This window comes from Mesorhizobium sp. BH1-1-4, assembly GCF_020165665.1.
Lineage (GTDB): Bacteria > Pseudomonadota > Alphaproteobacteria > Rhizobiales > Rhizobiaceae > Mesorhizobium.
Genome location: NZ_JAIUIN010000019.1, coordinates 26,542 through 40,460, shown reverse-complemented (window position 1 = coordinate 40,460; position 13,919 = coordinate 26,542). Strand labels below are relative to the sequence as shown.

Annotated in this window: 15 protein-coding genes; 5 read left to right on the top strand and 10 right to left on the bottom strand. The window is 65.1% G+C overall.

The window, feature by feature from the left end; all coding sequences use genetic code 11:
• Nucleotides 1–22: 22 nt before the first annotated feature.
• From LB569_RS24670 to LB569_RS24650, 5 genes are all read left to right on the top strand, one after another.
• Nucleotides 23–1,090, top strand: a complete 1,068-nt coding sequence (locus tag LB569_RS24670) for a substrate-binding domain-containing protein (RefSeq protein ID WP_224694437.1) — start codon at nucleotides 23–25, stop codon at nucleotides 1,088–1,090.
• A 68-nt stretch (nucleotides 1,091–1,158) separates the two neighbouring features.
• Complete coding sequence (locus LB569_RS24665; protein WP_224694436.1) at nucleotides 1,159–2,661, top strand: sugar ABC transporter ATP-binding protein; 1,503 nt, start codon at nucleotides 1,159–1,161, stop codon at nucleotides 2,659–2,661.
• Nucleotides 2,662–2,718: 57 nt separating this feature from the next.
• Nucleotides 2,719–3,696 carry an ABC transporter permease gene (locus LB569_RS24660; RefSeq protein ID WP_224694435.1) on the top strand — a complete coding sequence of 326 codons (978 nt, stop codon included), beginning with the start codon at nucleotides 2,719–2,721 and terminating at the stop codon, nucleotides 3,694–3,696.
• Nucleotides 3,693–4,655 (top strand): ABC transporter permease, encoded by a 963-nt coding sequence (locus LB569_RS24655; protein WP_224694434.1) that lies wholly within the window; start codon nucleotides 3,693–3,695, stop codon nucleotides 4,653–4,655. The genes LB569_RS24660 and LB569_RS24655 overlap by 4 nt, the downstream gene beginning before the upstream one ends.
• A 14-nt stretch (nucleotides 4,656–4,669) precedes the next feature.
• Nucleotides 4,670–5,551 (top strand): SMP-30/gluconolactonase/LRE family protein, encoded by an 882-nt coding sequence (locus LB569_RS24650; RefSeq protein ID WP_224694433.1) that lies wholly within the window; start codon nucleotides 4,670–4,672, stop codon nucleotides 5,549–5,551.
• A gap of 10 nt (nucleotides 5,552–5,561) precedes the next feature.
• Here the strand turns inward: LB569_RS24650 and LB569_RS31870 are convergent, their stop codons facing one another.
• The 10 genes from LB569_RS31870 to iolD form a co-directional block, all read right to left on the bottom strand.
• Nucleotides 5,562–5,684: a hypothetical protein gene (locus LB569_RS31870; RefSeq protein ID WP_263495143.1), complete on the bottom strand. Its 123-nt coding sequence runs from the start codon at nucleotides 5,682–5,684 to the stop codon at nucleotides 5,562–5,564.
• Between the two features lie 258 nt (nucleotides 5,685–5,942).
• A complete protein-coding gene (locus LB569_RS24645; RefSeq protein ID WP_224694432.1) occupies nucleotides 5,943–6,158 on the bottom strand; it encodes a hypothetical protein in 216 nt (71 codons plus the stop codon).
• Nucleotides 6,155–6,910 (bottom strand): COG4280 domain-containing protein, encoded by a 756-nt coding sequence (locus LB569_RS24640; RefSeq protein ID WP_224694431.1) that lies wholly within the window; start codon nucleotides 6,908–6,910, stop codon nucleotides 6,155–6,157. Before LB569_RS24640 ends, LB569_RS24645 begins: the two co-directional genes overlap by 4 nt.
• 124 nt (nucleotides 6,911–7,034) lie before the next feature.
• The gene (phnN, locus tag LB569_RS24635) at nucleotides 7,035–7,664 is read right to left on the bottom strand and encodes a phosphonate metabolism protein/1,5-bisphosphokinase (PRPP-forming) PhnN (RefSeq protein ID WP_224694430.1); all 630 of its coding nucleotides are present in this window, start codon (nucleotides 7,662–7,664) and stop codon (nucleotides 7,035–7,037) included.
• The gene (locus LB569_RS24630) at nucleotides 7,661–8,800 is read right to left on the bottom strand and encodes an alpha-D-ribose 1-methylphosphonate 5-triphosphate diphosphatase (protein ID WP_224694429.1); all 1,140 of its coding nucleotides are present in this window, start codon (nucleotides 8,798–8,800) and stop codon (nucleotides 7,661–7,663) included. The genes phnN and LB569_RS24630 overlap by 4 nt, the downstream gene beginning before the upstream one ends.
• A 35-nt stretch (nucleotides 8,801–8,835) precedes the next feature.
• A complete protein-coding gene (locus LB569_RS24625; RefSeq protein ID WP_224694428.1) occupies nucleotides 8,836–9,543 on the bottom strand; it encodes a DUF1045 domain-containing protein in 708 nt (235 codons plus the stop codon).
• A 153-nt stretch (nucleotides 9,544–9,696) separates the two neighbouring features.
• Nucleotides 9,697–10,509 carry a 5-deoxy-glucuronate isomerase gene (gene iolB / locus LB569_RS24620; protein ID WP_224694427.1) on the bottom strand — a complete coding sequence of 271 codons (813 nt, stop codon included), beginning with the start codon at nucleotides 10,507–10,509 and terminating at the stop codon, nucleotides 9,697–9,699.
• 200 nt (nucleotides 10,510–10,709) lie between these two features.
• Nucleotides 10,710–10,958, bottom strand: coding sequence for a DUF3329 domain-containing protein (locus LB569_RS24615; RefSeq protein WP_224694426.1), 249 nt, complete (start codon nucleotides 10,956–10,958; stop codon nucleotides 10,710–10,712).
• Between the two features lie 64 nt (nucleotides 10,959–11,022).
• Nucleotides 11,023–11,940, bottom strand: a complete 918-nt coding sequence (iolE, locus tag LB569_RS24610; RefSeq protein ID WP_224694425.1) for a myo-inosose-2 dehydratase — start codon at nucleotides 11,938–11,940, stop codon at nucleotides 11,023–11,025.
• A 115-nt stretch (nucleotides 11,941–12,055) separates the two neighbouring features.
• Nucleotides 12,056–13,906, bottom strand: coding sequence for a 3D-(3,5/4)-trihydroxycyclohexane-1,2-dione acylhydrolase (decyclizing) (iolD, locus tag LB569_RS24605; protein ID WP_224694424.1), 1,851 nt, complete (start codon nucleotides 13,904–13,906; stop codon nucleotides 12,056–12,058).
• Nucleotides 13,907–13,919 lie beyond the last annotated feature (13 nt).

Here is a 13,919-nt window from a genome sequence, read left to right as displayed (position 1 = left end):
ACGAAAACGGGAGGAGAAAATCATGAGAACATTGAGCCGTAACATCGGCCTTGCGGCACTTGCCGTCGCCATGACGGCGATCGGCATGCAGGCCGGTCACGCCGAGGACAAGAAACCCTACACCATCTATCTCTCCAACAATTTCGTCGGCAATGACTGGCGCCAGCAGATGGAGCGCGTCGCCACCGTCTCGGTCAACAAGGGGCCGCTGAAAGGCCGCGTCGACCTCAAGATCGAGAATGTCGAGAACACCGTCCAGGCGCAGATCAATTCGTTGAACAACATCATCCGCCAGAAGCCGGACGCCATCCTGGTCGACGCCGGCTCGGATTCGGCGCTCAACCCGACCATCAAGAAGGCCTGCGACGCCGGCATCGTCGTCATCAGCTTCGACCAGGTGGTGACCGAACCCTGCGCCTTCGCCGTCGCTTCCGACTGGGACCGCATCCCCTCCGTGATGGCCGAATGGATGGCCACGCAGCTTGACGGCAAGGGCAACATCATCCTCGACCGCGGCCTGGCCGGTGCGCCGATCTCGGCGCAACTGCAGGGCGGCTATGAAAAGGTGCTGGCCAAATATCCGGACATCAAGGTGGTCGGCTATTACAACGGCAACTACGCGCTCGGGCCGGAACAGTCCGGCGTGGCGGCGCTGCTGGCCGCCAACCCTAAGATCGACGGCATCATGACGCAAGGCTACGGCTCCGGCGCCATCCAGGCGCTGAAGGATGCCGGCCGGCCGATCGTCCCGGTTGTCGGCTTCTCCTACAATGTCGCCGCCGTCACCTGCGCGCAGACGCAAGGCGCCAAGTGCATCCTTGGTTCGAATCCTGCCTATCTCTCCTCGGAAGCGATCAAGCTGGCGGTCGACATCCTCGACACCGGCAAGAAGCCGGCGGAACGCTCTGTCTCGGTCAAGGGTGATTTCGTCACCACCGATCCCTTCGAGTCGAAACTCTATCCCGGCACCAAGATGATCAAGATCGCGGTCGGCGAAAACGCCTTCCCCGACCAGGCGCCAGGCCTGACGCTGCCGATCACGCCCGACTGGGTCGAGATCACCGCTGCGGAAGCGGCCGGCTCGAAGTAACATCGCGAGACCACGACCCTGTCTCCCGGCATCGCAAGATGTCGGGAGAGCTTTTCGAAGGCGCTTCCATGGACCTCGTTACCGTCACAGGCCTGTCCAAACGCTATGGCGGCATCGTTGCGCTGAGCGATGCGACATTCAGCGCCCGCGCCGGCGAGGTGCATGCGCTGCTCGGCGAGAACGGCGCCGGCAAAAGCACCTTCATCCAGATCCTGTCGGGTGCCGTACAGCACGATGGCGGCTCGATCCTGGTCGACGGGCAGGATTATCGCCCGGTCAATCCCGACGCGGCGCAGGCGCGCGGCATCGCCGCCGTCTTTCAGGAACTGTCGCTGGTCCCCGACCTCAGCGTCGAACAGAACATCTGGTTCCGCCACGAGCCAAGGACGTGGCTTGGCACCGTCAACCGCGCCGAGATGCGCCGCAAGACACTTGCCTTGCTCGAAAAGTACAATTTTCCGGCCCTGCGCCCCGACCAGGAGTTGCGGCGGCTGACGCTGGCCGAACGCCAGATCGTCGAGATCGCCAAGGGGCTGGCCAAGGATCCCCGCATCCTCATCCTCGACGAGGCCACTTCGGCGCTGCCCGCGCGTGAAGCCGAATGGCTGCTGAAACTCACCCGGCAATTGGCCGCGGAAGGCAGGCTGGTCATCTTCATCTCGCACCGCATGGCCGAGGTGCGCGCCATCGCCGACCGGCTGACCATCTTCCGCAATGGCGCCACAGTCGCCGCGCACGAGGCCAACGCCGTGTCCGACACCGAGATCGTCACCCAGATGATCGGCCGGCATCTCGACCGACTGTATCCGGAGCGCGTGGCCACGGCCATGGATCGCGTCGCGCTAAGGGTCGAGGGCCTGTCGAGCGGCAGCCGGCTCTCCGGTGTCGACTTTGCCTTGCGCGAAGGCGAGGTGCTGGGCGTCGGCGGCCTGCAGGGCCATGGCCAGCGCGAACTGTTCCAGGCGCTGTTCGGCGCCAGCAGGGCGAGCGGCGCCGTTGAACTCTGGGGCAAGCCGGTCTCGATCAACAATCCACGCCAGGCCTTGACCGGCAGGGATGGTATCGCCCTGGTGCCGGAGGACCGGCGCGGGCAAGGTCTGCTGCTGACCAAGAGCGTGCGCGAGAACCTGACGCTGTCGGTGATCAGGCGCTTCACCGAAAACGGCTTGCTCAGCCGGCAAAAGGAAGCGGCGCTGGTCAAGGAAATGGTCGATTTCCTGCGCATCAAGGCCGGCACGCCCGAACAGCTCGCCGGTACCCTGTCGGGCGGTAACCAGCAGAAGGTGATCTTCGGCAAGATGCTGCTGACGCAGGCGCGCGTGCTGTTGCTCTACGACCCGACGCGCGGCGTCGATGTCGGCACCAAGGGCGAGATCTTCCAGCTGATGCGCGACCTCGCCGCGAAGGGTTATGCGATCCTGTTCCATTCCAGCGACATGCCGGAACTCGTCCACGTCGCCGACCGCGTGATGGTGATGCGTGACGGGCGTGTCGCCGCGACGCTGGAAGGCGATCGCATCTCGGAAGCCGGTATCTTGCGCGCCGCCATGCTTGAACGCGAGGCGGCCTGAGGCATGGTGATGGCGAGCGCGGAGCAGACTGGCGAGATGATGCAAAGGCCGGCCGATATGAAATCAACCACGCCGGCCATCGGCTGGCGCGGCCGCGCGCTCGACCGTGCGCCGTTCCTGGTTGCCTGCCTGATGCTGGCGTTGATTGTCGGTATCTATGGCAGCCTGCAATCCGGCGTCTTCACGCTGGACGAACTCAATCTCGACACCGCGGCGGCGATGACGCTGATGCTGGCGGCGACGGGCCAGACCATTGTGCTTTTGCGCGGCGGCATCGACCTGTCGATCGGCGGCATGATCAGCCTCGGCACGGTGATCGCCGCGACGCGGTTCACCGATGATCCGTCGACCACCGCGCTCTGGGCGTTGGCTATCCTTGCACTCGGTTTTGTCATCGGTGCGCTCAACGGCCTGCTGATCTCGCTGCTCAAGCTGCAGCCCTTTCTCGTCACGCTCGCAACGTGGTCGATCCTCAACGGCGTCGCCATGATCATCCTGCCGACGGACGGCGGCAGCGTGCCTTCCTGGTGGGTTGGCTTTGCCTCCACGCAGCTCTTCGGCCTCACAAGCCCGGTCTGGATGTTGCTGGTCTTGCTGCTGTTCTGGTGGTGGTTCCGCGCCACTCGGGTCGGCATTTCGATCCAGGCGACCGGATCGAACGAAAAATCGGCCTTCCTGTCGGGTGTCTCCATCACCCGCGTCAATCTCGTCACCTACGGCCTGTCCGGTCTGTTCGCGGCGGGCGCGGCGCTGTTTTTGGTGACACAGACCGGTGCCGGTTCGCCGACCATCGGCAAGGACTACATCCTGCCCTCGGTGGCGGCGGCGGTCATTGGCGGCGTCAGCCTGTTCGGCGGTCGTGGTCACCTCGCCGGCACGCTGATCGGCGCCTTCGTCCTCACCCTCATCGGCAACCTCGTCTTCGTGCTGCATGTGTCGAGCTACTGGCAGCCGGTCGCGTCGGGTGTCATCCTGCTGCTCTCGGTGCTCGCCAGTTCCGTCGCCGAAAAGGCCGCAAGGGGCCGCGTCCAATGAGCGCTTTCCTCGCCCGCAACCGGCTCATCGTGCTCGCCTATGCCGGCATGGTCGTGCTGCTCCTGGTCACGGCGCTGTTCTCGCCGGGCTTCCTCTCCGTCTCCAACATGCGCTCCACCGTCGTGCTGGCGGCCTTTGTCGGCATGGTCGCGCTCGGACAAACCTTCGTCATCATCGGCGGCGGCATCGATCTCTCCGTGCCCTGGGTGCTGAATTCGGCGGCGATCATCATGGCGCTGCTGTGCGGCGGGCAGGACCTGCCGCTCACCTGGGTGATGCCGCTGCTGCTTGCCGGCGGCGCCTTCATCGGGCTGGTCAACGGTGTCGGCGTCGCCCGGTTCGGTGTACCGCCGATCATCATGACGCTGGCAACCAACGTCATCCTGCAAGGCCTGATCCTGGTGCTGACCGGCGGTTCGCCGACCCCCTCGGCGCCGGCCCTGATCCAGTTCCTGTCGGTCGGCCGCATCGGCGGCTTCCCGGTCATCGCGCTGATCTGGCTCGCGCTGACGCTGGCGGCGACCGTGCTGCTCTCCAAGGCAGCCTTCGGCCGCCATCTCTATGCGCTCGGCACCAGCGCCACCGTGGCCGAATTCTCAGGCGTCCCGACGGCACGCACCACCATCCTCACCTATGTGATTTCGGGCCTCACCGCCGCCTTCGCCGGCATGCTTTTGACCGGCTATTCCGGCCAGGCCTATCTCGGCATGGGCGACGCCTATCTGTTCACCTCGATCGCCGCGGTCGCCATTGGCGGCGCCTCGATCCTCGGCGGCAGCGGGCATTATCTCGGCACCGTCGCCGGCGCCATGGTGCTGACCATCCTCACCGGTCTTTTGCCGGCGCTCAACCTGTCGAGCGGCGCGCTGCTCATCGTCTATGGCGCGGTGATCCTGCTCACTGTCTCGATCGGCAGCGAGGCCTTTGCTGGCCTCGGCGGCAGGCTGCGCAGGAACTGAACGGAGGGGGAAGAATGGTCGAGATCACATGTGTCATCGATGCCAGGGCCGAGCTTGGCGAAGGCACGCTCTGGGACCCCAGAGCCGGCGTACTTTGGTGGATCGACATCTGGAAGAAGCTGATCCATCGCTACGATCCCGCGACCGGCAAGGACGAGGTCTTCGAGACGCCGGAGTATCTCGGCTGCCTTGGCCTGCGCGAGAAGGGCGGGCTGGTGCTGACCATGACCGACGGCTTCCATTTCTTCGACCCGGCGACCGGCCGGTTCGAGGCCATCGTCGATCCGGAATCGCATATGCCGAAGACCCGCTTCAACGACGGCAAGCCGGACCGCCAGGGCCGCTTCTGGTCGGGCTCGATGTTCGAGGTGCCGGGCCAGCCGATCGAATTCATCGGCGCGCTCTACCGGCTCGATGCCGATCTCTCCGTGCACAAGATGATCGACGGCATCGGCTGCTCGAACGGGCTGGCCTGGAGCCCGGACTCGAAGACCATGTACTTCTCCGACAGCCATGCCGGCGCGGTCTGGGCCTATGATTTCGACCCGACCAGCGGGGACATCGAGAACCGCCGCACCTTCATCGACATGACCGTGACGGGGGGCGTGGCCGACGGTGCCACCGTCGACGCCGAGGGCTGCTACTGGGTGACCATCCCTGTGACCGGCAAGGTCTGCCGCTACGATCCCCAAGGCAGGCTGATGCAAACCGTGCTGCTGCCAACCGACCTGCCGACCTGCTGCGAATTCGGCGGCAAGGACCTCGACATCCTTTATGTCACCTCGGCGGTGCTGAAGCGCCCGGCCAGCCATTTCATCGGCCAGAAGAACCCAGGCGGGCTGTTCGCGCTCGACGTCGGCGTCAAGGGGCTGACCTTGCCGGCGTTCAAGGGATAGGCAGCTTCGCTCAGACCGCCGACATCACCAGTGATGTCTCGAGCTTGCGCGTCATTGCGGTAGCGAAACGACGCTCGAGATTGCCGGCGTAAAGCGACGGCGGCCAGCACAGCACCAAGTATATCAGCGACACCGTGCCGAACACCATCACCGGCTGGTCAGCGGCTTCTCTATGAGTTATAACGGTATGCTATTATAATGTTATTCGCCTGTTCATGAGCGTCCTGGCGTGATGGTTCCTTGTGATTTGATACTGGTACCATAATTTTTCATTTCGGCCCTGACGTCAAGGCGTCGGGGCGTGGCGCGACGGCCTGCCTTTTCGGCGCGCGCGCTCATGGGCGCTGCCGGGTAATCATTGAAAGATGCGGTGGGAGCCTGTTGACGAGCGCTACCGACGGGTCTGGCGTGCCGCGCGACGAACGCTTTGCAAAAGGATGGCCAGACAGCCGACCAGCAGCAGCGCACCGCCAAGCAGCGGCGGCAGTGCCAGGAGCTTCACCCCCGCGGTAACGGCGCCCACCAGGACCAGCGCCAGCAGCGCCAGACTGCCGTCGTCGACGAACATGCCGAGGAATTCCCTGGCGACAAGACGAAGGAGGTTCATCGGGCGAGCCCTCCGGCGGCTGTGGGATTGGTGCCGCGCAGCCAGCGCACCATGGCGAAGGATGCCAGCGCGACGATGGCGAAGATGGCGAGCAGAGCAAGATCGTCGCCAGGCCAGTTGGCGCCGATGCCTTCGCCGGTCCAGAAGATGCCGAAGCTGGTCAGCATCAGACCGACCACGAATTTGAGCGCGTTTTCCGGCACGCGCGCCAGCGGCCGGTGGACAGCGAGACCGACGAGCATCACCAGGACGAAGGCGGCCAGCGCGCCCATGCCGGCGTAGAATGTCTGCCCATGCGCGGCGCCGACGGCGATGACGATGAACACCACCTCCACACCTTCGAGCAGCACCGCCTTGAACGAGGCCAGCCCGGCGAGGTAGTCGGCGCGGCGGTCGTTGGCCTGCCGGTTCAGGGCGGCGGTTTCCTTGGCGAAGGCCGCCTCTTCGTCATGCAGGGCGATGACGCCGACGCTGCGCAGAATGGCTTTCCGCAGCCAGCGCATGCCGAACAGGATCAGCAGCACCCCGACGACGAACTGCAACGTGGTGATCGGGACAAGCGCCAGCAGCGGCCCGAACGCCAGAACCAAAGCCGCTAGGACCGCCAGCGCCAACGCGGCGCCCGTCAGTGCCGCACGCCAGCTGCGTGTCACGCCGACCGCGAGCACGATGGTGAAAGCTTCGACGACCTCGACCAGGGAGGCGAGAAATGCCGCCGTGACTGTCGAGAGGATGGGTGTCAGTGTCTGCATGAAGCTTCCTGTCTGGCTCGACCTTATTTCGAGTTCGCGGATCGTAATCCAGAATCACCCTGTGCCGCCAGCAGCCGGAGCGTTTCGAGCGACAGCGCAAGCAGGCGGGTGAAACAGGCCCGGATCAGATCAGGCCAGACATATCGGAAAAGGCCATAGCCTTGCGCAGCACTTCGGCGAAGCGCTCGCCGGCCACCTCGCGCGGGCCGCTGTTGTCGATCGACGTCACGCCAGGACCGGTCAAGGTGACGTTGGCGCTGCGCGCCAGGCGGGCCAGCACTTCGCCGCGCGACTCGCGGCCGCGCATGGCCAACCGCTCGGCCAGCACCTCGGGCGAGGCGGTGATCTCGACAATCGCCAGATTGGCATAGCGTTCGCGCAAGGTGGGGATGATCGCGCGCGACACGTTGGCGACGGCCACGTGGCCATTGGAAACAGACCAGTCGACATCGGCGGGCAGGCCATAGCGCAGGCCATGCGCTTCCCAGGACACGGCGAAGGCGCCGTCGCCCTCGGCCTCGGCGAAGGCGGCGTCGGCCAGCGTGTCGTGGTCCTCGCTCGCCGCGTCGCTCGGCCTGGTGATGACGCGGCGCACGAACTCCAGCTGCGTCTCATCGGCGAAAAGCGCCTTGGCGTAGCCGATCACCGTGTCCTTGCCGGCACCGCTGGGTCCGACGACGGCGACGAAGACGCCGTGACGGATCGGAAAGGTCTCGGCGGACAGTTCGCGCTCGATCAAGGCCGACACCATCATGCCACCCGGCGTCCCTGCCGCCAGACGGTGCGCACGACCGGAACGTGATCGTCGACGCGCACCCGCACCAGATCGGCGCGACGGCCCTGCTCGATGATCCCGCGGTCATCAAGGCCGACGGCTTGCGCCGGATTCTTCGACACCATGGCGACGGCCTGCGGCAGCGAAATGCCCTCGACCATGTCGCCGAGGAAGAAGGCCGACTGGATCAGGCTGAAGGGGATGTAGTCGGACGACAGGATGTCGAGCAGGCCGTCGCTGGCCAAGGTGCGGGCCGAAACATTGCCCGAATGCGAGGCGCCGCGCATGACATTGGGCGCGCCCATCAGCACGCCGAGCCCGGCGGCCTTCGAGGCCCGCGCCGCTTCCTCGGTGGTGGGGAACTCGGCGACCCGCACGCCCTGCTCGATGGCCTCGTCGACATGAGCCGACGTGGCGTCGTCGTGGCTGGCGAGCACGATGCCGCGCTCCTGGCAGGCGGCGGCGATGAAGACCCGGTTCGGTCCGGAATTGCGTGCCGATTCGCCCATCCGCTTCTCGCAGAATTTCTTGAAATCCTGATCCGAGAGCTTCAGCTTGCGCTGGTAGTAGTAGGCATAGGTTTCAAGATTGACGAACTGGCGCTGGCCCGGCGCATGGTCCATCAGCGACGCCAGTTTCACCCTGTCGTCGGTCTCGAAATTAGCGAAGGCTCTCAGGCAATCCGGTGCCGAGACCTCGCAGCGCAGATGGATGAAATGGTCGGCCCGCAGCCGATCCTGCTGGACACTGTCCTCGATCGCGTCGGCGAGCTTGCGGATGTCGTCCGAAGTGAGGTCGGCGTCCTCGTCCATGCCGACGCGGAGCGCATCGAGCACCGTGGTGATGCCGGCGGTCGCCACCTGCGCGTCATGAGCAAGCACCGCGGCGATCGGATTCCAGCGCACCTTCGGCCGTGGCGCGTAGTGGCCCTCGAGATGGTCGGTGTGGAGTTCGACCAGCCCTGGAATGATGAAGTCGCCACCCATGTCCTCGCCGGCCCGGGAAGCACCGGCATCGATGCCGTCGATAAGGCCGTCACGCAGCACCAGCGACCCTTCGACGATCTCGTCGGCAAGAACGATGCGGGCGTTGGAAAGAACGGTCTCGGCGGTCATTGCGGGTAGTCCCTGGTTGTTGCAGTCGGGTTGGTTCAGGCGATTTTCCGGGCCGGGCGGCGTCCAAGCGCGTGCTGGGAAAGCACCATGAACGGCGCACCGGGTTCCGGTTCGACAAACAATGTCAGCGCATCCACCAGCACGGGCTGCCTCAAGACGTCGGCGAAAAGGCCATCGATCGCCGCGCGCAGACGCGGACTTTCCTGCGGCCCGGCCCGGCCCGACAGGGTCATGTGGAAGCGGAAGGTCTCGAAGACATACGGATAGCCCCACTGGCAGAGATTGCGGAACTCGGCCGGCTTCAGCGAATCCGGGCTGCGCCGCTCGATCTCGGCCTCGGACAGCGGCGCGCGAAACCGGTCGAAATCGCGCACGACATCGTCGGCGAAGCGGTTGAGAGGAGGCAGCGGCCCCTCCGGCACCAGCGCGAAGAAGCTGTCGATCTGGCTGACGACCAGGCGCGGGATCGTCACGACAGGCGTCGCCTCGGCAAAATGATCGAGCGCCGCGCGCAGCGAGGTTTCTGTCTCGTTGGCGGCCAGATGGAAGGGCGCTTTCAGCGTCGCGTGGAAGCCGTAGCGGCGCGCCGAGGCGGTGTGGAAGGCCACTTCCGCCGCCGACAGGTCGGCCACCGCCTCAACCGACCTGGTCGCGGCACCGAACGGGTCGCGGCCGAGCCAGTTGGCGGCGATACGCGCCAGCGGCTCGTCCTGCCTGGGGGTGAAATAGATGGCATAACGCATGGGACGTCCTCGTCAGAAACGTTGCCATAGGTGATTTCCATGACGAATTGACGAAGCTTTGACGGGTTTCCGAAGGCAAATCGACCCTCAGGGTCCTTAGCCGACGATTTTTTCCAAACTGGACCAATAGGTTCCGCCCGAAGCGCAGACCGGTCAGGCCTTCATCAACCATTCGTGCTCGGGCGCGTTGTGGAATTTCCACGTCCGCTTCGGTCCGGCCATGACGTTGAGGTAATAGAGGTCGTAGCCATGGCAGGCGGCACAGGGGTGATAGCCCCTGGGCACCAGCACGACATCGCCGTCCTCGATCGCCATGGCTTCATCCAGGGCGCGATGGCCATCCTTGCCGGCGTCGGTGTAGACGCGCTGGAAGGCAAAGCCCTGCGGCGGGTTGAGGCGGTGGTAGTAGGTTTCCTCGAGATAGGATTCGGCGGGCAGATCGTCCTGGTCGTGCTTGTGCGGCGGGTAGCTCGACGTGTGGCCGCCGGGCGTGATGACCTCGACCACCAGCAGCGAGTCGGCCGGCTGGCCCTCAGGCAGAATGTTGGTGACGTAGCGCGTGTTGGTGCCCTTGCCGCGCACCTCCCGGCCGAGATCGTCCGGTCCGATCACCCGGACCGGCAGGCCGCCGCCAAGGCCGGGTGCCGAGCAGACGGCAAGTTCCAGTTCGGTATCGGCCGTCACCGACCAGTCCGATCCCTGCGGCACGTAGACCGACCACGGCTTGCCCTCGAAGGGCGACATGCGCTCGCCGAGCAGGCCGAGCTCCTTGCCGCCCGCTTTCGCCGTGCCCTTGCCGGTGACGAACACCAGGCAGACTTCGCGGTCGTCTAACTGTCCCGAGGCGCTCTGGCCGGGTTTCAGCCGATGCAGATCGAAACCAACATAGGTCCAGCCAGCGCTTTGCGGCGTGACATGCGCGACGCGGCCATTGCCCTTGTCGGCCTTGACGAGCAGTTTCGACATTGTTGTTTCTCCTGTCCTTCGACACTGGCTTGATAGAGGTGCGGACCACCCAACTTCGTCATCCTAGGGGGAAGCAGGAGCGAAGCTCCGTCGCGGAGACCCTAGGATGACGAAGTGGGGAGCGTTCCGGCTAATCGCCGACGTATGCGATTCGCCAGCTGTCGAGTGTCCTACCCGAATGCATTTCCGCAGGGGTCGCTTCATTCCTTCGGTTCGGCGTCGACCTTGGGCTCGCCAACCTTCGATTCCGCAGGCATTGGCCCGCTCTCCTCCACGGGCCTATACAGATAAAAAAACTGCCAGACGGCATATCCGGCGAAGCCAAGCGCAATCACGCCCCAGAACGGCGTGCCGCTGGCGAACTCGATGATCGACCAGATGACGCAGACCGCGACGACGGCGATGCGCCGCCATAGCGGCCGGAAGAACGGGTGTTCATAATCTTTCATCGCGTCATCCGAGAGTTGCTGAACCAGTTCTCAGATAAGCCACCCGTGGCGACCAATCCAGCCTTCAGGCATTCCGGAAGCCCTGCGTCTCGACGGTGTAGCCGGCAGCCGTCATCACCCGCATCAACTCCTTGTGGCCGACCTGCGCCATCTTGAGCGGCGGGTTCTTCCTCGGATCCTGTTCGGCCTCGACCACGAACCAGCCTTCATAGCCATGGTCGGCGAAGCGCTGCACGATGGCGCCGAAATCGAGCGAACCGTCGCCCGGCACGGTGAAGGCGCCGAGCGCCACGGCGTCGAGGAAGGACTGTTTCGTACGATCAAGCTTGTCGATCACATCCATGCGCACATCCTTCACATGCACATGGCTGATGCGCTTGTGGTGGTTGTCGATGGCGCGCAGTACCTCGCCGCCGGCAAAGGCGAGGTGTCCGGCATCGAGCAGCAGTGGGATGCCTTCGCCGGAATGGCGCATGAAGGCATCGAGCTCCGGCTCGGTCTCGACCACAGCCGCCATGTGATGGTGATAGGACAGCGGCATGCCTTGCCCGGCGCACCATTCGCCGAATTCGGTCAGGCGCCGCGCGTAGGCCTTCATTTCGTCGCCCGACAGCTTCGGCTTGATGGCGAGCGGCTTGGAGCGGTCGCCCTGGATCGAGCGGCCGACCTCGCCATAGACGATGCAGGGCGCGTTGACCGCCTTGAACAGGTCGATCATCGGCTGGATGCGATCCTTGTTGGCGGCCATCTCCTCGTCGACCAGCGTGCCGGAAAACCAGCCGCCGCATAGGGTCACGTCGGCGGCCTTCAGGATCGGCAGCATCACCTTTGGGTCGTTGGGAAAGCGCCGGCCCATTTCCATGCCGGTAAAGCCGGCAGAGCGCGACTGGCGCAGGCACTCTTCCAGCGACACGTCATCGCTCAGTTCGGCAAGATCGTCGTTCCACCACGCGATGGGGGACATGCCCAGTTTGGCTTTCAAGTCGTCACTCCGGGTTAGAACTGCTTGTTACCGTTGGTTGGCGCTGCCCCTCATCCGCCTGCCGGCACCTTCTCCCCGTAGGGACGGGGAGAAGGCAGGAGCTTCAGCGCCGGTGTCAATCGCCGACGCTCTGCATTTGCCGCTTCTCGTCATAGGCCTTGCGCGCCGCGTTCACTTGGCTGCGCGCCGATACCTCGGGCACCGCCACGTCCCACCAATGGCCACCGGCATCGGTGGAAACCAGCGGGTCGGTGTCGATGACCAGCACTGTGGTGCGGTCGTTCTTTTTCGCCTGAGCCAGCGCCGTCTCCAGCCCGGCGATCGACGAAACCTTTTCGGATATCGCGCCCATGCTGGCGGCATGGGCGGCAAAGTCGACATCGGGCAGGATCTCGTGGCGCGTGTCCTTCAGGAGGTTGTTGAAGTTGGCGCCGCCGGTCGCCATCTGCAGCCGATTGATGCAGCCAAACCCCCTGTTGTCGAGCAGCACGATGGTCAGCTTCAGGCCGAGCATCACCGAGGTGGCGATCTCGGAATTCAGCATCAGGTAGGAGCCGTCGCCGATCATGACGACGACCTCCTCGCCGGGCTTGGCCATCTTGGTGCCGAGGCCGCCGGCGATTTCGTACCCCATGGTCGAGAAGCCGTATTCGGCATGGTAGGAGCCGGGCGCGCCCGCTTGCCAAAGCTTGTGCAATTCGCCGGGCAGGCCGCCGGCGGCATGCAGCAGCGTCACGCCTGATCCCATGGCGCGCTGCACGGCGCCAATCACCTGCGCGTCGGAGGGGAAAGCGGCGTTGGTCGATGCCGTCACCTTGGCGGCATCGGCCTGCCAGGCCGTCTTGCCGGTGGCCGCATTGTCGGTCCAGGCGGCAGGCGCCTTCCAGCCTTGCAGCGCGGCGCCGAGTTCGGCGAGCCCTTCCGCCGCGTCCGCGACCAGCGGCAGCGCCCGATGCTTGCCGGCATCGAAAGGCTGAACGTTGAGCCCGATGATGGTCTTGCCGGAATTCTTGAAAAGCGCCCACGAGCCGGTGGTGAAATCCTGCAGGCGCGTGCCGATGGCGAGCACGACGTCGGCCTCTTCCGCCAGCCGGTTGGCGGCCGAGGTGCCGGTGACGCCGACCGCCGCCATGTTGAGCTTGTGATCGTCCGGCAGCGAGGACTTGCCGCCTTGCGTCTCGCAAACCGGAATGCCAGCGCCTTGGGCGAACTTCGCCAGTTCGTCGGAGGCCCGCGAATAGAGTACGCCGCCGCCGGCGATCACCAGCGGCTTCCTGGCGCCCTTGAGCGCCGCGACGGCCGCCGCCAGTTCGCCACGGTCGGGACGCGGCCGGCGCTGGTGCCAGACCCGCTCGGCAAAGAAGCTCTCGGGATAGTCATAGGCCTCGGCCTGTACGTCCTGGCAGAGCGACAGCGTCACCGGGCCGCAATCGGCCGGATCGGTCAGCACCTGCATGGCACGGCTCAGCGCCGGAATGATCTGCTCCGGCCGGGTGATGCGGTCGAAATAGCGCGACACCGGGCGGAAACAGTCGTTAACCGTCGCCGTGCCATCGGAAAAATCCTCGGCCTGCTGCAGCACCGGATCGGGGATCCGGTTGGCGAAAACGTCGCCCGGCAAAAACAGGACGGGCAACCTGTTTACATGGGCAAGGGCCGCCGCCGTCACCATGTTGAGCGCGCCCGGGCCGATCGACGAGGTCGCGGCCATGAAGCGGCGACGGAAATTGGCCTTGCCATAGGCGATCGCCGCATGCGCCATCGCCTGTTCGTTGTGGGCGCGGAAGGTCGGCAGCTCGTCGCGCACCTGGTAGAGCGCCTCCCCGATGCCCGCGACATTGCCATGGCCGAAGATCGCCCAGACGCCGCCGAAGATCGGCACCTTGGCGCCGTCGATCTCGGTCATCTGGCGGGACAGGAAGCGGGTCAGCGCCTGCGCCATCGTCAGGCGGATTGTGTTGCTCATGGTTGTTTCCTCC

Excerpts from the sequence above, each read along its gene's own strand:
- LB569_RS24665 (WP_224694436.1), top strand. The coding sequence starts at position 1,159 with ATGGACCTCGTTACCGTCACAGGCCTGTCCAAACGCTATGGCGGCATC.
- LB569_RS24655 (WP_224694434.1), top strand. The coding sequence starts at position 3,693 with ATGAGCGCTTTCCTCGCCCGCAACCGGCTCATCGTGCTCGCCTATGCC.
- LB569_RS24645 (WP_224694432.1), bottom strand. The coding sequence starts at position 6,158 with ATGAACCTCCTTCGTCTTGTCGCCAGGGAATTCCTCGGCATGTTCGTC.
- LB569_RS24615 (WP_224694426.1), bottom strand. The coding sequence starts at position 10,958 with ATGAAAGATTATGAACACCCGTTCTTCCGGCCGCTATGGCGGCGCATC.
- LB569_RS24660 (WP_224694435.1), top strand. The coding sequence starts at position 2,719 with ATGAAATCAACCACGCCGGCCATCGGCTGGCGCGGCCGCGCGCTCGAC.
- LB569_RS24670 (WP_224694437.1), top strand. The coding sequence starts at position 23 with ATGAGAACATTGAGCCGTAACATCGGCCTTGCGGCACTTGCCGTCGCC.
- LB569_RS24650 (WP_224694433.1), top strand. The coding sequence starts at position 4,670 with ATGGTCGAGATCACATGTGTCATCGATGCCAGGGCCGAGCTTGGCGAA.
- iolD (WP_224694424.1), bottom strand. The coding sequence starts at position 13,906 with ATGAGCAACACAATCCGCCTGACGATGGCGCAGGCGCTGACCCGCTTC.
- LB569_RS24625 (WP_224694428.1), bottom strand. The coding sequence starts at position 9,543 with ATGCGTTATGCCATCTATTTCACCCCCAGGCAGGACGAGCCGCTGGCG.
- LB569_RS24640 (WP_224694431.1), bottom strand. The coding sequence starts at position 6,910 with ATGCAGACACTGACACCCATCCTCTCGACAGTCACGGCGGCATTTCTC.
- phnN (WP_224694430.1), bottom strand. The coding sequence starts at position 7,664 with ATGATGGTGTCGGCCTTGATCGAGCGCGAACTGTCCGCCGAGACCTTT.
- LB569_RS24630 (WP_224694429.1), bottom strand. The coding sequence starts at position 8,800 with ATGACCGCCGAGACCGTTCTTTCCAACGCCCGCATCGTTCTTGCCGAC.
- iolB (WP_224694427.1), bottom strand. The coding sequence starts at position 10,509 with ATGTCGAAACTGCTCGTCAAGGCCGACAAGGGCAATGGCCGCGTCGCG.